The sequence below is a fragment of the Algirhabdus cladophorae genome (assembly GCF_044772865.1).
GTDB lineage: Bacteria > Pseudomonadota > Alphaproteobacteria > Rhodobacterales > Rhodobacteraceae > Algirhabdus > Algirhabdus cladophorae.
The window spans coordinates 2,520,047-2,541,723 of the sequence record NZ_CP173029.1; the positions used below are offsets into that span (position 1 = coordinate 2,520,047).

The window sequence follows — 21,677 nt, forward strand, 5'->3', positions numbered from 1 at the left end:
GCTGCATAAAGTAACGGGTTGGGATCAGTTCTCAAGAGTTTTTTGCATACGTTTGCAAAAATCGTGATACCTGAGGATTTGCGCAAGCCCAGCCAGTCTGACATCCTCGCAAACATGGGCGTGTTGCGATGGCTGATTTTGATCTATGTCTTTGGGTTTTTTCCAAGCAACGCACAGGCGTGCCGGCAAGCGTTGGTATTGGCATTGGATGTGTCCGGATCTGTCGATCCGTCAGAGTACCGATTGCAGATAGAGGGCCTTGCCAATGCACTTGATGCGCCCGAAATCCGACAGCTGATTTTATCCACCCCAGACCGCCCTGTGGCTTTGGCGGTATTTGAATGGAGTTCGCGCAACCACCAATATCTGATCCAGCCTTGGATTGAGCTGACCAGTGACACTGCCCTTGATTTGGCGATCATGCGAATTCGCAGCCACCGCAAAATTCGTGCAGGGCTTCGCACAGCAATGGGTACGGCGCTGCAATATGGCGGTCAGTTGCTGGCCCAGCGCCCTAACTGTTGGCGCCATACCATCGATGTTTCAGGCGATGGACGTAGCAATATCGGCCCCCAGCCCAAGCGCGTGACAGAAACGGGGCGCTTTAAAGATGTCACTGTAAATGGGCTGGTGGTCAGCAAGAACCCACGAAACACGTCCGATCCGGCCAAAACCATTCGCAAGCAAGAAGAGTTGCGGTTTTACTTTCAAAGCAACGTTATTCACGGGCCCGGCGCATTCGTCGAATTGGCCGAGGGATACACTGATTTTGAACGTGCGATGCGACAAAAGCTGGCGCGCGAAATGGCCCTGCCTTTGCTTGGATCTTTGCGGCAGCCCGCGCTGGCGACGCTTAGCCCGCGATATGAAACTTCTGCCACCAGTCCAGAATAGACTGCACGGCCGCGTCCGTTTGGCCTTTGGAAAAGATATCACCGGCAATTACGTGGCCGTTTTTGTCATCCCCGGGGCCCATGACGAACAAATCGGTGGACACAGGACCGCCCCAGCCTTTCATAAAACGCTGGGTCTCGCTCCATGATACCACGCTGTCGTCGGCACAGGCTTGAACCAAGGTGGGAATGCGCAACCCACTGCAATCTTGCCGCCAAGCCGCATGCACTGTGTCCATCATCGTAAAGACCGCCGTGGATGGATAACGCGTGGTCCACCATTTTGCGTGGGCCTCCGAAATCGGCTCAAAACCGCGCTCGCGCCCTGCCAATGCGGGCAACCAGCGTCGTGCCAGCGGCAGTCCGAGGACCAAGTTCAGCAGCTTGCTGGCCATACCAAAATTGGGAGAGACCAAAACATTTCCGACAATCTGCTGGGTCATATCGGGCTTGCCTAGGGCCAGCGTAACCAACGGGCAGCCCGTCGAACAGGAGACAACGATCACCTGACGGCCAATGGCCCGGCCGATGTCCAGCGCTTGCATCGTGTCCGCCAGCCAGTCTGTCCAAGCAGGCTCGCCCATAGCCGCACCATCGCAACCATGACCCGCCAATCGGGCGTAGTATAGATTGGCCCCAAGGGTCTTGGCCACAGTATCGGGGACGGGCCGTATCTCGTGTTTTGTCGCGGAAAACCCGTGGACATAGACGATGGCAAGGTCTGTCACATCGCCAGCTTTGCCCGCCCAGATGATCTGTTTCTCGGCACCCTGTTTGAGATTTGGCACCGCGGCCTCGGCGGCGGCAAGATCGGCATCAAGGGTCTTGGGGTCAAGCATGTGTCAGCATTCGTTTGGCCTTTGGTCCATAAAACAGGATTAGACCCAAAATCGAAAGCCCTAAGACAACGGCAGGCACCAATGTGATCGACACCTGCAAAGCGCCCAGCGCTTCGTCTGTTTGCGGGATGCTGCCTTGAGTGGTTTCCTGCCAGCCATAGGCGCCAAGGATCAGCGACAGGATAAACGGGGCCACAGCATTTGCGGCCTTTTGACCAAAGAGCCATACGGCGGAAAACGCGCCCTCAATGGCTTCGCCTGTTTGGGCGCGGGTTACATCCATGAGGTCAGGATACATCGCCCATGGAATTTGCTGGTAGGATCCGTTGGCCATGCCTGCCAGCAGAAACATCCCTGCAATCGCAGTGACATTGACCGATGGCAGGGCCAGATAGAGCCAATAAAGCAGTCCGATATACGCCATTAACCCAAGGATCAGCGCCCCTTGTTTGCCCATGCGTGCGGACAGCAAGACCCAGATGGCTTGGCTTAGGATAGCCCCCACAACAAAGGCTGCAAACATTGTCGACAAAACCCCTAGTCCAGAGGCCATGCCCGACAGCATTGTCGTGCCACTGTCCAAGATCAGATAAAGTGCTGCGAACGGAAGGCCCGCGGTGATCATGGCAATAGCCATAGTCATCACCCCATAAAGTATCGTCAAAACCACAAAGGGCCCGTTGGAAAACACGTGTTTCATCATGGTCATGGGCGAGACCGAACTGGGCAGCATGATCTTTGGCGCGTTGCGTGTGGCAAAGATCGACAGCCAAATTGCCCCGACAATCAACGGGGCGACCATGACCACAGCCATCATTTGGCCCGCTCGGGTATCGCCCGCCAGAACAGGGATCACCGCGCCACCCAACAGGATACCGATACTGGCAAAACCCATGCGCCATGCCACAAGGCCGGATCGTTCGCGCGGATCTTGGGTGATTTCCCCCGCCATAGCGCCATAGGGAATGGCGACCATGGTAAAACCAACCGTGGCCATGACGAAAAATCCAACAACCCAAGCCAAAGTTGCAGGCAGGGCAAGGCTTTCTGGCACGGCAAAGACGCCAATCATCCCAGCGACCAAAACCAACGCCCCCACAAACATCCACGGCGCACGCCTGCCAAAGCGGCTGTTTGTTCGATCAGACAAGTAGCCGACCAAAGGATCAGTGATAATGTCGAAGATCAACACGCCTGTGGTGACAGCCCCCGCCAATTGGATTGGCACACCAAGGTAGTTGGTCATAAACGCCAAAATCAGCAATTGTTTGACCACCACAAAGACGACCACGCCCATGTCGGCCAACCCCCAGCCAGCCTTTTGCCCTATCGATAGCGCCATCAGTGTCCCTCCCCGAACATGTTGCGCGACCAAAGCACAAGGGCGCCCGCGCCCCTAACGAAACGCCGCGTCAAAGCTGCTGAAGGATATTTGTCAGAGCATCTTCAATCAGTTGCAAAGCAGCAGGATCCGAGAACCGGTGATCCCCGTCTTTGAGCATCACAAGGCGCATATCAGGGCCCGTGGCGTGGTTGAGCAGACGGATCGCCACAGATTGATCCACATCCGCATCATGCGTGCCCTGCAAGAACCGCACCGGAAACGGCAGGTCCAGCGGCGTGCGCAAAACCAATTGGTCGCGCCCATCTTCGATCAATTTGCGGGTGATCGTGTAGGGATCGTCGTAATCGGATGGGATTTTAATTGCGCCGTCCGCCATGATTTGGACCCTTTGCGCCTCGTCGAAGCTGGCCCACATGCTGTCTTCGGTGAAATCCGGGGCAGCCGCGATAGTCAACAGACCCGCCACACGTTCAGGTATGGCCTTGCAAGCAAGCAGCGAAATCCAACCGCCCATGCTGGAGCCCACAAGGATTTGCGGCCCATCTGTCAAAGCGTTGATAGCCGCCAGTGCGTCTGCCGCCCAATCCCCGATGCAACCATCCTCGAACCGTTCTGAGGATTGCCCGTGGCCTGAATAGTCAAATCGCAAAAACGCACGGCCAGCCGCGCGGCAGACCTGCTCGAGATGTACTGCCTTGGTGCCTTCCATGTCCGACATAAAGCCACCCAAAAACACCACCCCCGGGCCAACACCGGCCACGGAATGATATGCGATTCGCCGCCCCTGCGGGGTGTCCAAGTAGGATGGTGTGGTCATAGAGCCCTCCAGTTTCCCAACAAAAACAACGTTTTGGAACTTTATTCAAGTTACCATATTGTCACGTGATTATTTAGTCACCTATAAGAAATCCATGGATGCAATCTTTAAAGCCCTAAACGATCCCGCCCGCCGCACCTTGTTGGATAGCCTGCGCCACAAGGACGGTCAGTCACTGCAAGAACTGGAACGCCAGCTGCAGATGACACGCTTTGGTGTGATGAAACATTTGAAGGTTCTTGAAGACGCGCATCTTGTGACAACCCGCAAAGTGGGGCGCTTCAAATACCACTATTTGAACGCTGTGCCCCTTCAAGAGGTCATTGATCGTTGGATCGAGCCCTTGCTGGCCAAACCCACTGCGCGGGCCGTGATTGACTTGAAATCATCTTTAGAAGGAACCGCCCAAATGACCACATCCTCTGAAAAGCCGGACTTTGTGTCTGAGACCTTTATCAAAACCAGCCTCGATGCCCTCTGGGACGCGTTGACCAAAGCAGACCTGATGGAACAATACCATTTTGCGTGCCAAAACGTCGAAGGCGATGCCGTCGAAGGCCAGACCACAAACTTTATCCTGCCTGACGGCGGCAAAATGTTGAGCCAAAGCACCATATCACTTACGCCAAAATCTCGTTTGGAAATGACATTTGTACCGCATTTCTTTGGCCCGGATGCGCCGTCCAGTCGCGTGGTTTATTCCGCCGAGGCGCAAGGGCCGCTGTGTAAACTGACATGCGAACACTTTGGGATACCAGCAGGCCAAGAGGGTGTAGCCGAAGGATGGGCACGCTGGACCAGCAGCCTCAAGTCCTTCCTCGAGACAGGCCAAGGCCTGCAAATGGCGATGGAGGAGGCGTAAAATGACACCTGTCCTTACAACTGAACTTGGGGTTTTGACCTGCCTCTGCCTGCTCGCCGCTTTTATGTGGATCCCTTATATTATCGGCATCAATCGCCACCCAATTGAAGGTGTGCCAGAGGACGCTAATTTTCGCAGGCCCCCTGATTTGTCGCTCTATCCCGCTTGGGTACACCGCGCCCATCGCGCGCATTTAAACCTACTCGAACAATTGGTGCCCTTTGCCATTTTGGTTTTGCTAGTGGACCGTGTGGATGGCTATTCCGCGCTGACCTATTGGACCGCTATCGCGTTCTTTTGGCTACGTGTGGCCCATGCGGCAGGAATGATCAGCGGTATGGCCCGTATGCCCCTGCGCCCACTTATCTTTACGGCTGGCAGCCTGTGTTGCCTGATCATGGCATACGCCGTTTTCGCGGCCTGAACTAAGGTTGGGGGCCAATCGCCCCCACACCCTATTTTGCGGCACATGTGATCAGTGTCACCGACGCAACCCGCCGTTTTTGCGAGATCTCAGGACACCAATCGCTTTCAACACGCAAGTACCCCCCATATTTCAGTTGGGGCAAAATTGCATCCAGCACCTTTTCCGCCATGTCGCGTTCGCCTAGGGCAAGCGCTGTGCGGTAATTCCCGCCGCGTTGGTATATCGCCAATTGATCTGCCAATTCGGGTTGTGAGGTTATGGTCTTTTGAAGGATCCCCCGGATCAGTTTGACCTGCTGCAATCCGGTTTCCAGTGTTTTGTTCGATCCCGCAACAATCAACCAATTGCCAGCCACAGGCGCCGCTTTGGTGACCTTTTCGAGGCTGAGGATTTGTGCCTCTTGTTGTTGCACATTTTGCACCAGCGTTTCTCGCACTTGATCCAAGCTGCTCGACAATTCCACAACTTCGGCGGATTGCACGGCCGAGGGGCGCGTGCCGCCCTGCAACGATTGCAACCGGTTTTCGACGCTGGCAATCGCTGCCAAGGCCTCACTGGTGGCTTCCGTATTGTCTTTTTTCTTGGCTATGATCCGGTCGTTTGAAATTTTGCCGCCCAGAAGGCTGAATTCCTTGATCGCGCCACACCGCAGAAAATGATCAACTTTACCCAATACACTGACCGGCAATTGCCGCTGACGCAGCGCTTCATCGGCTTCATCTTCAAATTTGAAGCAAATGCTCTCACGGTATTCGCGGCGGGCTTCCCCACTAAAGTAACTCGCGCCAAAATCCAAAATCAGATATGTGGGCAACGCAGCGAGAAGGAGAAATTTCGTCCAAGCGCTGAGGCGTTCAGGCGACAATCGGCTTGGGGCGGGACTTGCGTCAGACATAAATACAACCTCCAGAATAATTAACCAAAGGTAAACTCAACTTAAAAATATCGGTAGGCTGGTATTCCCTACCCCGGCGGGGCTGTAACACCCGCAAGGATCGCGTTGGATATTGACGCATTCCGGTCCGCAGCGCATATAGACGCCACATACCCGCAACCGGACGTTTCGTAGGCGTCAAACAGACGAGGAGCCCAACAGATGGCCCAAATCACTCTCACTCTTCCTGACGGCAATGCACGGCAATATGAGGCAGGCGTCACTGCCGCCGAAGTTGCTGCTGATATCTCGAACTCTTTGGCCAAGAAGGCCATTTCCGCCACAGTGAATGGCGCCCATTGGGATCTGCAATGGCCCATCGAGGCCGACAGCAGCATCGCGTTGCACACAATGAAAGACGAAGTTCAAGCGCTGGAACTGGTCCGTCACGATCTGGCCCACATCATGGCCCGTGCTGTTCAGGAAATCTGGCCGGACGTCAAAGTCACCATCGGCCCCGTAATCAAAGACGGCTGGTACTATGATTTTGACCGTGCCGAGCCATTTACCCCTGACGATCTGGCCACCATCGAAAAGAAGATGAAAGAGATCATCAACCTGCGCGACGGTGTCAAAACCGAAGTTTGGGAGCGGGATGTCGCGATCAAATATTATGAGGATCGCGGCGAGCCATATAAAGTGGAACTGATCGAGAGCATTCCCGGTGACGAGCCGTTGCGCATGTATTGGCATGGCGACTGGCAGGATCTGTGCCGTGGCCCGCACCTGCAACACACAGGTCAGGTCCCTGCAGACGGGTTCAAACTGATGTCTATCGCTGGTGCCTATTGGCGCGGTGACAGTGACCGCCCAATGTTGCAACGGATTTATGGCTGTGCCTTTACAAACAAAGAGGGCCTCAAAAAACATCTGAATATGCTTGAAGAAGCCGCCCTGCGCGATCACCGTAAATTGGGTCGCGAAATGGACCTCTTCCATATGCAAGAAGAGGCCCCCGGTCAGGTGTTTTGGCACCCCAACGGCTGGACTATATATACAGAGCTGCAAGACTACATGCGCCGCCGTCAACGGGCCGGTGGCTATGTCGAGGTTAATACACCCCAAGTGGTGAATCGCCAGCTGTGGGAAAAGTCCGGCCACTGGGAAAGCTATCAGGAAAACATGTTCATCGTCGAAGTGGACGAGGATCACGCGCGCGAAAAGACGATCAATGCGCTGAAACCGATGAATTGCCCCTGTCACGTGCAGGTCTTTAACCAAGGCCTGAAATCCTACCGCGACCTGCCCCTGCGGATGGCCGAATTTGGATCGTGTAACCGGTATGAGCCCTCGGGTGCATTGCATGGGATCATGCGCGTGCGCGGCTTTACTCAAGATGACGGGCACATTTTCTGTTCCGAGGATCAAATCGAGGCCGAGACAAAGACCTTCATCGAGTTTCTGTCCGGCATCTACGCCGAACTAGGCTTTAGCGACTGGTCGATCAAACTTTCTACCCGGCCGGAAAAGCGGATCGGCAGTGATGAGGTCTGGGATCAGTTGGAAACCGCTTTGGGCAATGCGTGTAAAGCGGCAGGCTATGACTATGACATTCAAGAAGGCGAAGGGGCATTTTACGGACCCAAGCTGGAGTTTGTTCTGACCGACGCCATCGGCCGTGATTGGCAATGCGGCACGCTTCAGGTCGACAGCAACATGCCCGACCGACTAGAGGCCAGCTACATCGGCCAAGACGGCAATCGCCATCAGCCTGTGATGCTACACCGAGCAACACTGGGATCTTTTGAGCGGTTTATCGGGATCCTTATCGAGGAACATGCAGGCAAACTGCCGTTTTGGCTGGCCCCGCGTCAGGTGGTTGTGGCCAGCATTGTCACCGACGCAAACGACTACGTGCATGATGTTGTGGCCAAACTAAAGGCCATGGGTGTGCGTGCCGAGGCCGACATCCGCAACGAAAAGATCAACTATAAGGTCCGCGAACACAGTCTTGGTAAGGTACCGGTCATTCTGGCCTGCGGTATGAAAGAGGTCGACGAAGGTACTGTTTCAATCCGCCGCTTGGGTCAAAAGCAAACTTCGGTTCAAGATTTCTCAACCGTTCTGTCGGAATTGGCATTGGACGCCAAGGCCCCGGATCTGCGGTAATCCTTTTGGTTGGCTCCTGCACTGGGGGCCATCCATCGTAACACTTCGCGTGATTCCACCGTGTTCCAATCGCAAATGGCCTGCGACATGTTGTACGCGTGGGTTGAAATGTTGCAGCGCAGCTTCATCTCAAGCAACACATTGCAAAAATCGGGACTAACACCCGCAATTTTTGTAACATTCTTCACACCCTCATCACATCCGCTAACGCGGACGACATCACACGCGCCTGTGATTGGAAAGACTTAACACCTCGGGTCTACAACTTCCCCACGACACAACGAACAGTGTCGCCCAAACACGAAACACAAAGGGAAGTATCCATGTCCACTACAGTTAAAACTCTCGCCGTTGCCGGTGCTGTTGCAGCCGCTTTGACCGCCACAGTTCAAGTTGCAGAAGCCCAATCCAAAGAAAAATGCTACGGTATTTCCTTGGCTGGCCAAAATGACTGTGCCGCTGGCCCAGGCACAACATGCGCAGGCACATCCACAGTAGATTTCCAAGGCAACGCCTGGAAATTGGTTGCAGCTGGCACATGCACAGACATGTCCGTTGAAGGCGACCGCATGGGTTCGCTGGAAGCACTGGACCGCGACCTGCCAGCATAAGCTGATAGATTTTTGGTGGGAGGATCGTGTATCCTCCCATCACACCAATCTTGGGAAAGGACCAAACCATGCTCGACGCCACGCATAATTTTGACCGCCTTCCCAACAAAACTGGCGTTGGTTACAAAGCCCAGCATTTCAACGATATTATGGCCAATGCAGGTCCCGTCGCATGGTTGGAAATTCACGCCGAAAACTATATGGGCGACGGCGGACGGCCTTTGGCCCAACTGCGTCACCTGTCGCAAAAATTTCCGATATCCGTGCACGGCGTTGGCCTGTCGATTGGCGCCGAAGGGCCGCTTGATCCAGATCACCTTGCACGTCTCAAACACTTGGTCGATTGGCTGAACCCCGCCAGCTTTTCTGAACATTTGGCATGGTCCACCCATGACAGCCATTTCCTGAACGACCTGCTGCCTGTGCCCTATACCGAAGGCACATTGTCCAAAGTCTGCGAGCATATTGATCAGGTTCAAACCCTTTTGGGCCGGCAGATGCTGTTGGAAAACCCCAGCACCTATGTAGCTTTTTCGGACAATGAAATGTCCGAGATTGAGTATATCAATCAGATTGTTAAGCGAACAGGCTGTGGCCTGCTTCTGGATGTAAACAACGTTTTTGTGTCGGCCACAAACCAACAAACAGATCCTCGTTCCTACATTGATGCCTTCCCGGTTGAGGCCGTGGGCGAGATCCATTTGGGCGGCCATGACGAGGACGAAGACGACCACGGCGCCCCTTTGTTGATCGACAGCCATGGGCGCGAAGTCGTTGATCCGGTCTGGGCGCTTTATGACTATACATTGCAAAAGGCGGGCCCCCGCCCGACGCTGATCGAGTGGGACACAGATGTTCCAGATTGGCCTATTTTGGCGGCCGAAGCCCTGCGCGCTGACGGTGCACTCACGGCCTTGGCTCAATGACACAGCAATCGGATTTCAAAACGGCGCTGCTGGATCCCGACCGTGTACCGCCGCCCAATGTGGTAGACCCACAGGGCCGTGCCGCCCCAAAACGGTTCAACGTCTACCGAAATAATGTGGCTGTCAGTCTCACAGATGCCCTGCGCACCGGGTTTCCGGTGATCCTGAAACTGGTTGGTGACGACTTTTTCAACGCGATGGCTGGCGTGTATTTGCGGCAACATCCTCCGGCCAGTAGCCTCATGATGCACTACGGGCAAGAGATGCCGCAGTTCCTAAAGCACTTTAAACCAGCCGAACAGTTGCCCTATCTAGCGGATGTAGCCCAGCTGGAACTGGTCATGCGCGCCAGTTATCATGCCGCGGATATGACGCCTATTGCAGCGGACCTGTTGCAAACCACGCCCACCGATACGCTGATGCAAATGCGCTTTTGTGTTGTGCCTTCAGCCAAACTGATCCGCTCGCGCTTTCCCATTTACGATATTTGGCGGGTCAATATGACCCAAGATGCGACGCCCCCCCAACCGGGCGGTCAGGCCGTACTGATCACGCGCCCCGACTATGATCCGATGCCACATCTTTTGCCCGCAGGCGCTGCGACTTTTGTTTTGGCGCTGCAAGACGGTGCGACCTTCGGCGATGCCTTACAAAAAGCCGGGACCGCCGTACCCGAGTTTGATCTGGCAGCCAGCCTTGGTCTGCTTTTGCAAGGCAACGCCCTTGCCCCCTTTTCGACCTAAGACAGAAAGTCCGTTTCCATGACATCCTTGATAAACTTGCATCATCGCCTCTTTGGAGGCCTCGAAAAGAATGGCCACTGGATGACACCCACTTTGGCGCGTTTCATGTTTGTCGCGGTTTTGTTCAGTTATTACTGGTCATCGGCCAAAACCAAAGTTGGCGATGGGATCTTTGGATTTCTCAGCCCGTCAGACGGCGCCTATATCCAAATCTTTCCCAAAGCTGTGGAGGCCGCAGGGTATGACACCAGCCAACTGAACGCATTCCATTGGCTGATTGCCACAGCGGGAACTGTGGCTGAGTTTGTCTTGCCAGTTCTCATCGTCGTGGGCTTGCTCACCCGATTGGCCAGCATTGGTATGATCGGATTTATCGTGGTGCAATCGATTGTCGATGTGACGGGTCATGGGGTCGGCGGTGCGGACTTAGGCGCATGGTTCGACAAAGCCTCCGGATCATTGATCATGGATCAACGCGGGCTTTGGATCTTTTTGCTGCTGGTATTGGTCATTCAGGGCGCAGGGCCCCTTTCACTGGATCGGCTATTTGGTCGATCGGATCACAACAGTGCGGATTGAACCTCGGGTGTCCACCCCAGATAGAGCCTGCCATCACTCTCAATAACGGGGCGCTTCATCAGGGTCGGATTCGAAACAAGCTGATCAATCACAGGTTGTTCGCGTTCCTCCTGTGACATATTGCGCCAGGTGGTTGACCGTTTGTTCACCAGATTCTCACCGAAACTGTCGTAAAATCGTTGCAAGTCGCCTATTTTCACGCCATCTGCCCGAACATCAGTCACTACCACTTCTTTGCCAGCCGCTGTGAGCGCCTTGAGGGCTTTTTTACAAGTATCGCAAGCCTTTAGCCCGTAAAATTTCATTGGTTTTTCTCCGAGTTCCTTAGCATGTTACCGCGTATTACAGAGTTTATTAAGGCTTTCTCTTGATTTATCTGCAAAAGCCCTACAACTAAGAAGCGTGACAACAGACGTTTTGACGACCACCCCTCCTTGGGTAGCCGACGGACGAAGAACACTGGCTGCACCACCTCGCCGCAGTTCCGCGGGCGGGTATACTAAGGAGAAGACGGATGGCCACAGGCACCGTAAAATGGTTCAACACAACAAAAGGCTTCGGCTTTATTGCACCGGATGATGGCGGAAAAGACGTGTTTGTACACATTTCTGCTGTTGAACGTGCTGGTTTGACCGGTTTGGCAGACAACCAGAAAATCGAATATGACATGATCGAAGGCCGCGACGGCCGTGCCTCTGCAGGCGAGCTTAAACTGCTCTAATTCGGTCTGATCATAGCAAGAACTGGAAAAGCCGCCCTATTAGGCGGCTTTTTTATTGGTAATTAGCATGGGCTTAATGCGAGTGATGCTTGGCGTGGCTGTGCATCGACATATGCGAATGGCGCTTTGCATGAGTGTGCGTTTTGACGTGCTTGTGCTTTTTCACGTGCGAATGTTTGCGTACGGACGCATGCATCATCGCCTTTTGGTAGGATCCGGCATTCGGGACACCGCAGCAAATTACGCCGGAAATTGTCACAGGCTGCAGACCAGCCGGGCAAAAGTTACCTGCGCCTTCGTAGGCATAAACCCGTGCATCCTGTGCTGTGGACGGGGTTGCAACCATCAATGTCAGGCCAGCAATCGCCGCAAAGACTGTTTTTGAAATCATCTTTACTCTCCCTCTTGGCTGTTCTGCCAAATGTCTTTATCCCCACCATCGATAGCAGGTTTTGTTGTTGGGTCAATTTTTTGACGCAAATATTGTGTTTTTTCCCACACTGACGCCACAATTTTCATCGTGGCGCCGGATTGTTTCAACTTCGACATCAATCATCGCGGGCCAAATTGCCCAATTCGGGGGCTAGTCGTCCAACAAAGCCCGGAATTCGCGCCACTCACCTTTAGACATCCCGCTGGTTTCTTGGGTCACTGTTTCGCCTGCCAGCATTCGTTTGAGGCAATCCACACCTTTGCCCGACAGGTTCACGCCGCCCATGCGATAGTCCTCAAAAGCCGCATAGGCCGCAGGGACCCAGTCAGCCACCACTTTGCAAATGGCATCTGCATAAACACGGATTTCATATTGCGCGTGACTGTCTGCACGCAACCGAAGGAAATGAAACAGGTTGTGCAAATCAACCTTCCAATACCACTGGGTATAAATATTTGCCGGAAGGTTCATGCGTGCCAATTCGCGGGCCAAACCTGCCTGCCCATCCTCAGAAATCATCTGCTCATAATTGTCATAGGCGCGGTTGCTATCAGTTTTCAGTATTTCCAAAACCTGAGCAGCCTCAGCACCTTGCAACGCAGCACCCCGTCCTTGGTTGTTGATTTCGGACTGTGCCGCCAGATGTTCGGGCGACGGTATATAGAATTCACGATCGAGGATCGAATAGCGCGCAGAATATTCATTCACATTTGCGGTGCGGTGGCGAATCCATTGGCGCGCGACAAAAACCGGCAACTTCACATGCAACTTGATCTCGCACATCTCAAACGGTGTCGAATGCCAATGCCGCATCAAATACCGGATCAGGCCTTCGTCATTCTGAACCGATTTTGTCCCTTTTCCGTAGCTGACGCGCGCAGCTTGAGTGATTGCAGCATCGTCACCCATGTAATCAATCACACGGATAAATCCGTGATCCAAGACGTCATAGGCCTTGTATAAATGCGCCTCCATGCCTTCGGAGACGGCACGCAAAGTGGGCTGCGGCGTCGCGCGCAATTCATCAATCTCAGCCTGTTGTTCTGGATTTAGCGGCATTTCTCGCACCTTTAGAGGGAATCAAGTTGTAAGCTACCATATATAGACCCCGATCTATTAGAAATGGCTAGTTCTGGATGTCATCCTTTGATAAGATTCGTCATATAGTAGAAACACGGCACCTAATGACCGTGAAACGATTGCGCAGGGGCTTTATCGTGAGCATTACAAAGTTTCGAGTATCACCTTTCATTCTTGCTGGGGCTCTGGGCCTTGCGGCATGTTCGGACGGGTCTGGCACCAATCCGTTTAAAGCCGAAGAGGAAGAGCCTGTCGCAGATGCGGTCGTGGATCCAGTAGCCACGATCGACCCGGTTAATCCAAACGTTTCCGAGGATGCCCAGTTCGCCTTCGACGAGACCGACGGCCTTGTGATGAACAGCTTTGAATTTGATGCAGCGACCAACAGCATCGTCATCAATAACCTACCCTTCGATGGCCCCGGTCCAACGGAATACACCCTATCTGCCGTTGCGGGGTCCGACACAGCGATCGCATCAACGGACGCAACAATTGCAACCCTTGCCGAATTTGCCGATGTGCGCAGTGTGCGTATCTATGAAAACGTCAAACTGACTGGAACTGACGCCAGTGTGGCGCAGGATCCATACTATGCCCTGTTCATCAGAACAGACAATTTCGAAGCGTCGACGACCGCAACCTCAGTTTACCGCGATGCCGGATATGGCGGTGCCTTGGTGCAAAGATTGGAAAAGGATGTCACCGTTCCTACAAACGGTCTTTATGTGTTTCGCGGCGTCTACGCGGGCCAACGTACATTCCGTGGACGCGGCGGTTTGGAACTGGTCCAAGGCGATGCAATCATGCGCTATGACGCGATCAATTTTGACCTGACAGGGGCAGTCTCCGGCACCATCCAAAACCGTGTGCGCAAGGGAATAGATGGCTCGGTTGGTGCCTCTTTGCCGACAATCACGCTGGCCGTGACACCTGATGGACTGGACGGCGTGGTCAATGAAGGTGGCGCAAGCACCTCGTTCGAGGGCAACGCACGTGACACTGGAACCTACACCGCCCTATTAGGCGCCACGGATGCGACCGAATTAGCAGGCTATATCGTCATGGACGGGGTCGCCGAAATCCAACGGGTGAACTACGATCAAGCGACATTTGTCGACGGGTCCAAATCGGAACTTACCGAAGCCCAGCGCAACATCATTATCGCAGATCTAGAGGCGGGTCGCACCGCAACTGTCTTTACGATTGACCCTGCCAGTGATCCAAACATCGCCTCCGTCGAAACCATCAGCGAAGTCTTTCAAACGGACTATAACGCGCGAGAAACTGGTGTTTTCGTGACAAAACAAACCGGTGCTTTCCCCGAACCGTAAAGAGCGGATTTACGCTGTGAAACTAGCCCCGTTTGCTTTTTGCTGCGCTTTGGCACTGTCATTTTCAGGTGCCGCCACTGCGCAGTCTGGCTTTAGCTTGCCGGAGGCGCGCGCAATTGCTCAACAATTGTTGGTCTCGGGTCAACCGCGCATTGCAATTGGCATGGCCCGGGCACTTTTGGATGCGGATCCAAAGGATGTCCAAGCCCTGATTTTATTGTCGCGGGCGCACAAGGCGTTGGGCCAATCTGAACGGTCTGCGCAATATGGGCGGCGCGCCTATAACGCGGCAAATGCCAAGAATGCACGATTTGTCGCCGCAATGTCTGTGGCCGAGGCCCGCGCGACACAAGGCCGATTGACAGCTTCACAAGTGTGGCTGCGACGTGCAGAACAAAACGCACCTAACGATCAAGTGCGCAACCGTGTGGTGCGCGACTTTCGCTTTGTGCGGCACAACAATCCGTGGCGGGTCGACCTTCGCTTTGATTTGCGACCGTCCGACAATGTGAACAACGGAACGACATCCAAGGGCATGACCTTTACCCTCTTTGGTCAGGATTTCTTTTTTGAAACGCCAGTGAGTGCCCTGCCCCTATCGGGCACGGAAATCAGTTATGGCACCACTCTAAGCTATCGCCCCAAAGGTTTGGAAAACCGTCCACTGGCCTTTACCCTGGACTTTGATGGGCGGGAGATCCGGCTTAGTTCCGAGGCACGCGATCTGAATCCAGACGCCAAAAACAGCGATTTCACCTTTCATCAGCTGTCTTTTGGCGCAAAATATGACCTTGTAAATACGCCCACAAGCAGCGTCAGCGCAGGCCTTTCCATAGGCCGCAATTGGTATGCTTCTGAGCATTTGTCAGAAATTTTTCGCGCCAATATTTCTGGGGGCACTGCGATAAACAGCACCCAGATCATCGGCGGTGGGTTGGATTATGACCGGCGCGAACGCCAAGATGCCGCTGAGCGCAGTTCGACGACTTGGACACTGCGCGGGTATCACAGCACCAATTTTGAGAACGCTGGCCGATTGACCTTCAATTTGTCCACCGCAAAGGCAAACGCCATTTCAGCCGACTATGCCTATCGTTCCGCCACCTTTGGGGCCCGCTATGCATTGGACAAAGCCGTGTTGGGGGCGAAAATGGACTTTAGCATCAGCTATACCGCCAAAAACTTTGATCGGCCGTTATACAGTTCTGACCCGCGCAAAGACATCACAACCCGTGTTGGGACCAGCTTGTTCTTTGAAAACGCCAGCTATCTTGGTTTTGCGCCAGTTGTTTCCTTCAGCGCCAGCCGGACGGATTCAAACGTTGCCCGGTTTGACACCGAAGAAATTGGCATCAGTATTGGCATGCGGTCCACGTTTTAAACAAAGGAGGCCTTTGAAATGGCTCTGAAATATCTCCACACTATGGTTCGGGTGAAAGACCTCGAGGCAAACATTGCATTTTTCGAGCTTTTGGGCATGACTGAAACGCGCCGCTATGACAATGAAGGCGGTCGTTTTACGTTGGTTTTTATGGCGGCTCCCGGTGACGAGGATTGCCCGGTAGAGCTGACCTATAACTGGGACGGTGATGAAGGGCTGCCCAGCGACAGTCGGCATTTTGGCCATTTGGCCTATCGTACCAGCGATATTTACGGGCTGTGCCAGCATTTGATGGACAACGGCGTGACAATCAATCGCCCCCCGCGTGACGGTCATATGGCTTTCGTGCGCTCCCCCGATAACGTCTCGATCGAACTGTTGCAGGAGGGTGATAACCTTGCCCCAGCAGAGCCTTGGGCCAGCATGGAAAATACCGGGCACTGGTAAATTTCGCCCATGGGGATGCGGGCTTTGATTTGGGTCTTGAGGGGCGCCGCTCTTGCGGGTTTGATGACCGTCCAAGCACACGCGCAATGCAGGCAGGCTTTGGTGTTGGGGCTGGACGTATCTGGCTCTGTTGACGCGCATGAATACAGGTTGCAATTGGACGGGACGGCTGGGGCTTTGACATCAGAGGCCGTGCAGGATCTTATTCTGGCGATGCCATCGGCCCCCGTCCAAATCGCTGTGTTTGAGTGGAGTGGGCCCAGATACCAAGTTATCTTGGTCCCCTGGACCCAACTCAAGACACTGCAAGATCTCCAAAAAGTGGGGGGCCAGTTACGCCAAACACAGCGCCGCGAAACCCCGCCGGCCACTGCATTGGGCCAAGCCATGAATTTTGGCGCGGATCTACTTGCCACGGGACCAAAGTGTTGGAAACAAACCTTGGATATCTCGGGGGATGGCAAGTCAAACACAGGGCCAAGGCCCAGAGATGTTAAAACCTGGACCTCAACGCAAGACATTACCATCAATGGATTGGTGATCGGTTCAGATCCACAGAACTTTTCGGACGCCCGGTCAGTGCATATCGGAGAACTTCAGGCCTATTATCAAGCCGAAGTCATTAAAGGACCGGAGGCGTTTATCGAAACATCTCTTGGATTTGAGGCGTTCCAAGAGGCCATGCAGCGCAAGTTATTGCGCGAATTGGAGGGACCAGTGTTAAGCCTGTTGGATTAAAAAAGGCCTGCTCAATATGGCAGGCCTTGATCAATTTTTGATAGGGAACTTAGTAAATATAGCGGATCTGATCTGTCCAGTAACGTTCCACCCGGCGCAGCGCTACATTGATATCTTCAAGCCCCTCAAGATCCAGAACCGCCTTGGACATCAGGCCCTCTGCGTGGCGCGCAAACAGTTTGGCCACGATCAGGCGAATATTGCGACCTTTTTCAGTGAGGCGCACACGGACCGACCGGCGGTCAATTTCGCAGCGTTGATGGTGCATATAGCCCATTTCAACCAGCTTTTTCAGGTTATAGCTGACGTTCGAGCCCTGATAATATCCACGCGACTTCAACTCGCCCGCGGTCACTTCGTTTTCGCCAATGTTGAACAACAACAAGGCCTGTACTGCGTTAATCTCGATGATATCGACCCGCTCGAATTCATCTTTGATGACATCCAGCAGCAATCTGTGCAGACGTTCGACCAATGCCAAGGCTTCTAAATAGCCTTTTACGAAACCATGCTGGCCGCTGTGGTCTTCTTCATCTAACTTTGTATCCAGTTCAGTGTGAACGCTCATCTCATATACTCCACGAGGCCTTGAAGGACTGTTGAAGCTAATTAGAGGCATATTCGCTTACATTCAGTTAAGTATCGAACGCATCATTAAAATTGGAATTACTTTCGGTCAGACGCGGCCATATTTTCGGAAATATCAGTGATCAGGTCCAAATACTTGTCCGGGGTCGCGGTTTGACCACTGCACCATTGGTACAGGTCATGGTCGTTCTCCGACAAAAGATCATCATATAAATCAAGCGCTTGATCATCTAACTGCGCCAGTTTTTCATCTGAAAACCGCCCCAAAATGATGTCCATTTCCTTAATGCCACGCCGCATACTGCGCATGGCCAGTCGTTTGATCCGATGTTCGCGCAATTCAACCATTTTGCTCTTTCAATGCTTTACGAAGCTGTTTTTCGACGCGGCCTAGATGCTCGCCGGATTTAGCGAGTTGACCTTTAATTTGGCGAATCTCTACTAGCAGCGCGTCGATGTCCGTGTCCAAAGGTTCAGATTCAACGGGTGCATCAATGCCATCGCCCTGACCTTCCAGAAGCCAGCGCAACGACACGTTCAAAATGCCCGCCATCATCGACAGTTTGTTCGCACGCGGCTCAGACAGGTCATCTTCCCAATCCTTTAACGTGCTCAGTTTGACACCCAGACGTTTGGAAAGCGTGGCCTGATCCATGCCCGAGGCTTCGCGCGCACCGGCCACCCGATCCCCAAAGGTTGCGGTCTCTGGACTATACCAATCGTCGATTGTTTCCGTCATCTGGCCAAAAGCCCCCCTCAAGCGCTTGTTTCACACGTGGCGCCACTCTAAGACGGGTCGAACAAGGATGAAACCGGAGAATACCATGAGCTTCCTGTCCGCGACACTCGACCGCGTCAAACCTTCGCCCACAATCGCTGTTACCACCAAAGCTGCCGAGCTGAAGGCCGCAGGGAAAGACGTGATTGGCCTTGGTGCAGGTGAGCCGGATTTTGACACGCCGCAAAACATCAAAGATGCAGCAGTGGCCGCGATTGCAGCAGGCAAAACGAAATACACGGCCCCCGATGGTATCCCCGAGTTGAAAGCTGCAGTTGTCGCGAAAATGAAGCGTGACCACGGCTTAGATTACACATCCGCTCAAGTCAGCGTTGGCACGGGCGGCAAGCAGATCCTGTATAATGCCCTGATGGCCACAATGAACCCAGGCGACGAAGTGATCATCCCCGCCCCCTATTGGGTCAGCTACCCGGACATGGTGCTTTTGGCGGGTGGCGAACCAGTTGTCATCGAAGCTGGTCTAGACCAAAATTTCAAGATGACTGGCGCACAGCTAGAGGCCGCCATCACCCCAAAAACGAAATGGCTGATCTTTAATTCACCTTCCAACCCCACGGGTGCTGGCTATAGCTGGGATGAGTTGAAAGAGTTGACAGATGTTTTGGCGCGCCACCCTCATGTTTGGGTGATGACGGACGATATGTATGAACATCTGGCCTATGACGGCTTTGAATTTTGTACCCCAGCCCAAGTTGACCCCAGCCTCTATGACCGCACGCTGACCTGCAATGGTGTGTCCAAAGCCTATGCCATGACTGGCTGGCGCATAGGCTATGCGGCAGGGCCTGAAGTGTTGATCAAAGCGATGCGCAAAGTGCAATCGCAATCAACCTCCAACCCCTGTTCGGTCAGCCAATGGGCCGCGGTTGAGGCCCTGAACGGCACACAGGATTTTTTGCCAAAGAACAACGCGATTTTTGAACGGCGCCGCAATCTGGTGGTTGAAATGCTGAATGCCGCCGAAGGGATTACCTGCCCGACGCCGGAAGGGGCGTTTTACGTGTATCCTTCGATCCAAGGCTGCATTGGCAAAACCAGCGCATCAGGCGTTGTCATCGAAAATGACGAGATCTTTGCGACCACTTTACTCGAAGAAACCGGCGTCGCCGTTGTCTTTGGCGCGGCCTTTGGCCTTAGCCCCAATTTCCGTGTGAGCTACGCAACCTCTGACGAGGCTTTGAAAACCGCTTGTTCTCGGATACAAGAGTTCTGCGCGTCCCTGCGCTGACGACTTCGGGATAATTCACAATGGCCGCAGAGCTACCTGATTATTACTTTCGTGTGCGCGAAAATGGGGCCACGGTATTCCGTGTTGATACCGAGAACCGGCAGCGCCGGATCGAAATGGATCAGATTGCGGTCATCAATATCAAAAATGGCGAGGTCAAACCCCACGGAGACCGGACCCTGTCGGAGGATGATCTGGCCGAGATCAAGCGCTGGATGGAAGAACGGCAGGCACTTCTGGCGCAGCGTGATATCGACGACATTCATCGCGCAGTGGATTACCTCAACATCACGACGCAATGGGTGCAATCCAAAGCCAGCGACGAGCAGCTTGAAAACATCACGGATGCGTTGTTGCTGTCTATGCATGATTTGCGCAGCGTTTTGGTGCGTAAAAAAGCGGATCGTTTGCTAAAGGGCTGAACCCTTGGAAATACCAAATGTCCAGAACCGCCAATTGAGCAGGACGGCAGCAACACCTAGGCCCACGACCAAACCCAACCACACACCAATTGCGCCCAAATCCAACACAAACCCAAAGAACAGGCTGGCAGGCATACCGATCCCCCAATAGCTGATCGCGGCAAAAATCATCGGGACTTTGGTGTCTTGAACCCCGCGCAAAAGGCCAAGCGCCACCACCTGCGCCCCGTCTACAACCTGAAACAGGGCCGCCATAACCAGCAAACCGACAGCAATAGGAATGATCAGCGGCCGTTCAGGATCCTGCGAATCCAAAAACAGCGAAATCAGTGGTTCGGGCCAAATCAGGAACACAGCCACAGTGATCACGGCATAGATAAACGACAGAACAATCACCGTTCCTGCCCCGCGACGCAGCCCGAAAGGATCGTCGCGTTCCAAAGCCCGGCCCGCGCGCACTGTGGCCGCTTGGCTAAGGCCCAAATGCACCATGAAAGTGACCGAGGCCCATTGCAGTGCAATCCCGTGGGCCGCTAATTCAGGCGTGCCAATCCAACCGATCATAATGGCCGCACCGCTGAATAGGGCCGTTTCCGCAAGCAATGTCAGGCCAATCGGATAGCCCAAGGTAAACACTTGGAACATGGCCTGCCAGTCAGGGCGCCAAAGCCGTGCAAAGAGATCGTGCTGCGGCAAAACAATGCGCACGTATATTACCAATGTAGCCAAGCTAAAGATCTGCAAGATTAGAGAGGCAATTGCAGCCCCCTTGATGCCCAACTCCGGCGCACCAAAATTGCCGAAAATCAGCACATAGTTCAGGCCTGCATTGACGATCGCAGCCACAACCGTTGCCCACAAAACAATTTGCGTACGTTCAAGGGCCGCAAGATAGGATTTCAGCACCATCACCAACATTGCGGGAATAAGGCCCAAACTGGCGATGCGTAGGTAGGTTTGCGCATCTTTGGCCACTTGCGGCAGCTGACCCATACTCAACAGCACGGTTTCGGACCAAAAGCTGGGAATATAAACCAAAAGGCCATAGCCAAAACTCAGCCACAGTCCCATGCGGGTCACACGGCGGATCGCAACCTCATCACCCTTTTCGGCGGCTTGGGCGACCAATGGCATCACCGCAAGGGAAAAGCCTGACCCCACGATGAAAATCATGAAGTACATCCCACCAGCCAATGTGATTGCGGCCAGTGCCTCGACCGAATACCGCCCCAACATCAGCGTGTCAGTCACCGTCATCGACATCTGTGCCAAATGCGAGCCGACCAAAGGCAGGCCCAAAACCAACAGTGCTTTGGTATGCGCGGAATATGTTTGCGTAACGGCCATGGGTCTGCGGTAATCTTGGCGCGGATCTAATGCAAGCTTTGTGAGTGCTGTGTTAACACTTCCGCCCTTCCCCCGCT

Annotated in this window: 27 protein-coding genes; 15 read left to right on the plus strand and 12 right to left on the minus strand. The window is 53.7% G+C overall.

Translation table 11 applies throughout. The features are described from left to right. Positions 1-63 precede the first annotated feature (63 nt). Positions 64-894, plus strand: a complete 831-nt coding sequence (locus ACIRQ6_RS12050; RefSeq protein ID WP_420860843.1) for a DUF1194 domain-containing protein — start codon at positions 64-66, stop codon at positions 892-894. On the opposite strand, the gene ACIRQ6_RS12055 is transcribed toward ACIRQ6_RS12050, so the two are convergent. The 3 genes from ACIRQ6_RS12055 to ACIRQ6_RS12065 form a co-directional block, all read right to left on the minus strand. After that, positions 854-1,732, minus strand: coding sequence for an alpha/beta hydrolase (locus tag ACIRQ6_RS12055; RefSeq protein WP_420860844.1), 879 nt, complete (start codon positions 1,730-1,732; stop codon positions 854-856). The two genes, ACIRQ6_RS12050 and ACIRQ6_RS12055, sit on opposite strands and share 41 nt — an antisense overlap. Next, positions 1,725-3,074: an MFS transporter gene (locus ACIRQ6_RS12060; protein ID WP_420860845.1), complete on the minus strand. Its 1,350-nt coding sequence runs from the start codon at positions 3,072-3,074 to the stop codon at positions 1,725-1,727. Before ACIRQ6_RS12060 ends, ACIRQ6_RS12055 begins: the two co-directional genes overlap by 8 nt. A 70-nt stretch (positions 3,075-3,144) precedes the next feature. After that, positions 3,145-3,894: an alpha/beta hydrolase gene (locus ACIRQ6_RS12065; protein WP_420860847.1), complete on the minus strand. Its 750-nt coding sequence runs from the start codon at positions 3,892-3,894 to the stop codon at positions 3,145-3,147. A 94-nt stretch (positions 3,895-3,988) separates the two neighbouring features. Between ACIRQ6_RS12065 and ACIRQ6_RS12070 the strand changes: the two genes are divergently transcribed. Both ACIRQ6_RS12070 and ACIRQ6_RS12075 read left to right on the plus strand, forming a co-directional pair. Next, positions 3,989-4,756 (plus strand): ArsR/SmtB family transcription factor, encoded by a 768-nt coding sequence (locus ACIRQ6_RS12070; RefSeq protein ID WP_420860849.1) that lies wholly within the window; start codon positions 3,989-3,991, stop codon positions 4,754-4,756. Between the two features lies 1 nt (position 4,757). Beyond that, a complete protein-coding gene (locus ACIRQ6_RS12075) occupies positions 4,758-5,180 on the plus strand; it encodes an MAPEG family protein (RefSeq protein WP_420860850.1) in 423 nt (140 codons plus the stop codon). A gap of 31 nt (positions 5,181-5,211) precedes the next feature. On the opposite strand, the gene ACIRQ6_RS12080 is transcribed toward ACIRQ6_RS12075, so the two are convergent. Beyond that, positions 5,212-6,078 (minus strand): hypothetical protein, encoded by an 867-nt coding sequence (locus tag ACIRQ6_RS12080; RefSeq protein ID WP_420860851.1) that lies wholly within the window; start codon positions 6,076-6,078, stop codon positions 5,212-5,214. 201 nt (positions 6,079-6,279) lie between these two features. On the opposite strand from ACIRQ6_RS12080, the gene thrS reads away from it, so the two are divergent. The 5 genes from thrS (at position 6,280) to ACIRQ6_RS12105 (ending at position 11,085) form a co-directional block, all read left to right on the plus strand. Continuing rightward, positions 6,280-8,226: a threonine--tRNA ligase gene (gene thrS / locus ACIRQ6_RS12085; protein WP_420860852.1), complete on the plus strand. Its 1,947-nt coding sequence runs from the start codon at positions 6,280-6,282 to the stop codon at positions 8,224-8,226. A 323-nt stretch (positions 8,227-8,549) separates the two neighbouring features. Next, positions 8,550-8,837: a DUF2282 domain-containing protein gene (locus tag ACIRQ6_RS12090; protein WP_420860853.1), complete on the plus strand. Its 288-nt coding sequence runs from the start codon at positions 8,550-8,552 to the stop codon at positions 8,835-8,837. A gap of 68 nt (positions 8,838-8,905) precedes the next feature. Further along, the gene (locus ACIRQ6_RS12095) at positions 8,906-9,763 is read left to right on the plus strand and encodes a DUF692 domain-containing protein (RefSeq protein WP_420860854.1); all 858 of its coding nucleotides are present in this window, start codon (positions 8,906-8,908) and stop codon (positions 9,761-9,763) included. Beyond that, positions 9,760-10,506 (plus strand): DNA-binding domain-containing protein, encoded by a 747-nt coding sequence (locus ACIRQ6_RS12100; protein ID WP_420860855.1) that lies wholly within the window; start codon positions 9,760-9,762, stop codon positions 10,504-10,506. The genes ACIRQ6_RS12095 and ACIRQ6_RS12100 overlap by 4 nt, the downstream gene beginning before the upstream one ends. An 18-nt stretch (positions 10,507-10,524) precedes the next feature. Then, entirely contained in the window at positions 10,525-11,085 is a 561-nt protein-coding gene (locus ACIRQ6_RS12105) for a DoxX family protein (RefSeq protein WP_420860857.1), read from the plus strand. On the opposite strand, the gene ACIRQ6_RS12110 is transcribed toward ACIRQ6_RS12105, so the two are convergent. Further along, complete coding sequence (locus ACIRQ6_RS12110; protein WP_420860858.1) at positions 11,067-11,390, minus strand: arsenate reductase family protein; 324 nt, start codon at positions 11,388-11,390, stop codon at positions 11,067-11,069. The two genes, ACIRQ6_RS12105 and ACIRQ6_RS12110, sit on opposite strands and share 19 nt — an antisense overlap. A gap of 209 nt (positions 11,391-11,599) precedes the next feature. On the opposite strand from ACIRQ6_RS12110, the gene ACIRQ6_RS12115 reads away from it, so the two are divergent. Next, positions 11,600-11,806 carry a cold-shock protein gene (locus ACIRQ6_RS12115; RefSeq protein WP_420860859.1) on the plus strand — a complete coding sequence of 69 codons (207 nt, stop codon included), beginning with the start codon at positions 11,600-11,602 and terminating at the stop codon, positions 11,804-11,806. 73 nt (positions 11,807-11,879) lie between these two features. Here ACIRQ6_RS12115 and ACIRQ6_RS12120 read toward each other — a convergent pair whose 3' ends face one another. Genes ACIRQ6_RS12120 through thyX form a run of 3 tightly spaced genes read right to left on the minus strand, consistent with a single transcriptional unit; the run spans position 11,880 to position 13,298 of the window. Continuing rightward, a complete protein-coding gene (locus ACIRQ6_RS12120) occupies positions 11,880-12,197 on the minus strand; it encodes a hypothetical protein (protein ID WP_420860860.1) in 318 nt (105 codons plus the stop codon). A gap of 2 nt (positions 12,198-12,199) precedes the next feature. Then, entirely contained in the window at positions 12,200-12,355 is a 156-nt protein-coding gene (locus tag ACIRQ6_RS12125) for a hypothetical protein (protein WP_420860861.1), read from the minus strand. Between the two features lie 34 nt (positions 12,356-12,389). After that, positions 12,390-13,298, minus strand: coding sequence for an FAD-dependent thymidylate synthase (thyX, locus tag ACIRQ6_RS12130; RefSeq protein ID WP_420860862.1), 909 nt, complete (start codon positions 13,296-13,298; stop codon positions 12,390-12,392). A gap of 158 nt (positions 13,299-13,456) precedes the next feature. On the opposite strand from thyX, the gene ACIRQ6_RS12135 reads away from it, so the two are divergent. The 4 genes from ACIRQ6_RS12135 (at position 13,457) to ACIRQ6_RS12150 (ending at position 17,216) form a co-directional block, all read left to right on the plus strand. After that, a complete protein-coding gene (locus tag ACIRQ6_RS12135) occupies positions 13,457-14,650 on the plus strand; it encodes a hypothetical protein (RefSeq protein WP_420860863.1) in 1,194 nt (397 codons plus the stop codon). A gap of 16 nt (positions 14,651-14,666) precedes the next feature. After that, positions 14,667-16,031 carry a surface lipoprotein assembly modifier gene (locus ACIRQ6_RS12140; protein ID WP_420860864.1) on the plus strand — a complete coding sequence of 455 codons (1,365 nt, stop codon included), beginning with the start codon at positions 14,667-14,669 and terminating at the stop codon, positions 16,029-16,031. An 18-nt stretch (positions 16,032-16,049) separates the two neighbouring features. Beyond that, complete coding sequence (locus tag ACIRQ6_RS12145) at positions 16,050-16,478, plus strand: VOC family protein (RefSeq protein ID WP_420860865.1); 429 nt, start codon at positions 16,050-16,052, stop codon at positions 16,476-16,478. Between the two features lie 63 nt (positions 16,479-16,541). Then, positions 16,542-17,216: a DUF1194 domain-containing protein gene (locus ACIRQ6_RS12150; protein WP_420860866.1), complete on the plus strand. Its 675-nt coding sequence runs from the start codon at positions 16,542-16,544 to the stop codon at positions 17,214-17,216. Between the two features lie 49 nt (positions 17,217-17,265). Here the strand turns inward: ACIRQ6_RS12150 and ACIRQ6_RS12155 are convergent, their stop codons facing one another. The 3 genes from ACIRQ6_RS12155 to ACIRQ6_RS12165 all read right to left on the minus strand — a co-directional run bounded on the left by ACIRQ6_RS12155 (position 17,266) and on the right by ACIRQ6_RS12165 (position 18,543). Beyond that, positions 17,266-17,784 (minus strand): MarR family winged helix-turn-helix transcriptional regulator, encoded by a 519-nt coding sequence (locus ACIRQ6_RS12155; protein ID WP_420860867.1) that lies wholly within the window; start codon positions 17,782-17,784, stop codon positions 17,266-17,268. A 98-nt stretch (positions 17,785-17,882) separates the two neighbouring features. Beyond that, positions 17,883-18,152 carry a succinate dehydrogenase assembly factor 2 gene (locus ACIRQ6_RS12160; protein ID WP_420860868.1) on the minus strand — a complete coding sequence of 90 codons (270 nt, stop codon included), beginning with the start codon at positions 18,150-18,152 and terminating at the stop codon, positions 17,883-17,885. Beyond that, entirely contained in the window at positions 18,145-18,543 is a 399-nt protein-coding gene (locus ACIRQ6_RS12165; protein ID WP_420860869.1) for a helix-turn-helix domain-containing protein, read from the minus strand. The genes ACIRQ6_RS12160 and ACIRQ6_RS12165 overlap by 8 nt, the downstream gene beginning before the upstream one ends. Before the next feature lie 85 nt (positions 18,544-18,628). Between ACIRQ6_RS12165 and ACIRQ6_RS12170 the strand changes: the two genes are divergently transcribed. Both ACIRQ6_RS12170 and ACIRQ6_RS12175 read left to right on the plus strand, forming a co-directional pair. Next, entirely contained in the window at positions 18,629-19,831 is a 1,203-nt protein-coding gene (locus tag ACIRQ6_RS12170) for a pyridoxal phosphate-dependent aminotransferase (RefSeq protein ID WP_420860870.1), read from the plus strand. A 20-nt stretch (positions 19,832-19,851) separates the two neighbouring features. Beyond that, on the plus strand, positions 19,852-20,253 hold the full coding sequence (locus ACIRQ6_RS12175) for a hypothetical protein (RefSeq protein ID WP_420860871.1): 402 nt from the start codon (positions 19,852-19,854) through the stop codon (positions 20,251-20,253). On the opposite strand, the gene ACIRQ6_RS12180 is transcribed toward ACIRQ6_RS12175, so the two are convergent. Beyond that, positions 20,242-21,600 (minus strand): MATE family efflux transporter, encoded by a 1,359-nt coding sequence (locus tag ACIRQ6_RS12180; protein WP_420860872.1) that lies wholly within the window; start codon positions 21,598-21,600, stop codon positions 20,242-20,244. The genes ACIRQ6_RS12175 and ACIRQ6_RS12180 overlap by 12 nt on opposite strands. Positions 21,601-21,677 lie beyond the last annotated feature (77 nt).

What these genes read in the sequence shown, in the direction of transcription:
- ACIRQ6_RS12055 (WP_420860844.1), bottom strand. Translation starts at nt 1,732, where the DNA reads ATGCTTGACCCCAAGACCCTTGATGCCGATCTTGCCGCCGCCGAGGCC.
- ACIRQ6_RS12060 (WP_420860845.1), bottom strand. Translation starts at nt 3,074, where the DNA reads ATGGCGCTATCGATAGGGCAAAAGGCTGGCTGGGGGTTGGCCGACATG.
- ACIRQ6_RS12065 (WP_420860847.1), bottom strand. Translation starts at nt 3,894, where the DNA reads ATGACCACACCATCCTACTTGGACACCCCGCAGGGGCGGCGAATCGCA.
- ACIRQ6_RS12070 (WP_420860849.1), top strand. Translation starts at nt 3,989, where the DNA reads ATGGATGCAATCTTTAAAGCCCTAAACGATCCCGCCCGCCGCACCTTG.
- ACIRQ6_RS12075 (WP_420860850.1), top strand. Translation starts at nt 4,758, where the DNA reads ATGACACCTGTCCTTACAACTGAACTTGGGGTTTTGACCTGCCTCTGC.
- ACIRQ6_RS12080 (WP_420860851.1), bottom strand. Translation starts at nt 6,078, where the DNA reads ATGTCTGACGCAAGTCCCGCCCCAAGCCGATTGTCGCCTGAACGCCTC.
- thrS (WP_420860852.1), top strand. Translation starts at nt 6,280, where the DNA reads ATGGCCCAAATCACTCTCACTCTTCCTGACGGCAATGCACGGCAATAT.
- ACIRQ6_RS12090 (WP_420860853.1), top strand. Translation starts at nt 8,550, where the DNA reads ATGTCCACTACAGTTAAAACTCTCGCCGTTGCCGGTGCTGTTGCAGCC.
- ACIRQ6_RS12095 (WP_420860854.1), top strand. Translation starts at nt 8,906, where the DNA reads ATGCTCGACGCCACGCATAATTTTGACCGCCTTCCCAACAAAACTGGC.
- ACIRQ6_RS12100 (WP_420860855.1), top strand. Translation starts at nt 9,760, where the DNA reads ATGACACAGCAATCGGATTTCAAAACGGCGCTGCTGGATCCCGACCGT.
- ACIRQ6_RS12105 (WP_420860857.1), top strand. Translation starts at nt 10,525, where the DNA reads ATGACATCCTTGATAAACTTGCATCATCGCCTCTTTGGAGGCCTCGAA.
- ACIRQ6_RS12110 (WP_420860858.1), bottom strand. Translation starts at nt 11,390, where the DNA reads ATGAAATTTTACGGGCTAAAGGCTTGCGATACTTGTAAAAAAGCCCTC.
- ACIRQ6_RS12115 (WP_420860859.1), top strand. Translation starts at nt 11,600, where the DNA reads ATGGCCACAGGCACCGTAAAATGGTTCAACACAACAAAAGGCTTCGGC.
- ACIRQ6_RS12120 (WP_420860860.1), bottom strand. Translation starts at nt 12,197, where the DNA reads ATGATTTCAAAAACAGTCTTTGCGGCGATTGCTGGCCTGACATTGATG.
- ACIRQ6_RS12125 (WP_420860861.1), bottom strand. Translation starts at nt 12,355, where the DNA reads ATGTCGAAGTTGAAACAATCCGGCGCCACGATGAAAATTGTGGCGTCA.
- thyX (WP_420860862.1), bottom strand. Translation starts at nt 13,298, where the DNA reads ATGCCGCTAAATCCAGAACAACAGGCTGAGATTGATGAATTGCGCGCG.
- ACIRQ6_RS12145 (WP_420860865.1), top strand. Translation starts at nt 16,050, where the DNA reads ATGGCTCTGAAATATCTCCACACTATGGTTCGGGTGAAAGACCTCGAG.
- ACIRQ6_RS12150 (WP_420860866.1), top strand. Translation starts at nt 16,542, where the DNA reads ATGACCGTCCAAGCACACGCGCAATGCAGGCAGGCTTTGGTGTTGGGG.
- ACIRQ6_RS12155 (WP_420860867.1), bottom strand. Translation starts at nt 17,784, where the DNA reads ATGAGCGTTCACACTGAACTGGATACAAAGTTAGATGAAGAAGACCAC.
- ACIRQ6_RS12160 (WP_420860868.1), bottom strand. Translation starts at nt 18,152, where the DNA reads ATGGTTGAATTGCGCGAACATCGGATCAAACGACTGGCCATGCGCAGT.
- ACIRQ6_RS12165 (WP_420860869.1), bottom strand. Translation starts at nt 18,543, where the DNA reads ATGACGGAAACAATCGACGATTGGTATAGTCCAGAGACCGCAACCTTT.
- ACIRQ6_RS12170 (WP_420860870.1), top strand. Translation starts at nt 18,629, where the DNA reads ATGAGCTTCCTGTCCGCGACACTCGACCGCGTCAAACCTTCGCCCACA.
- ACIRQ6_RS12175 (WP_420860871.1), top strand. Translation starts at nt 19,852, where the DNA reads ATGGCCGCAGAGCTACCTGATTATTACTTTCGTGTGCGCGAAAATGGG.
- ACIRQ6_RS12180 (WP_420860872.1), bottom strand. Translation starts at nt 21,600, where the DNA reads ATGGCCGTTACGCAAACATATTCCGCGCATACCAAAGCACTGTTGGTT.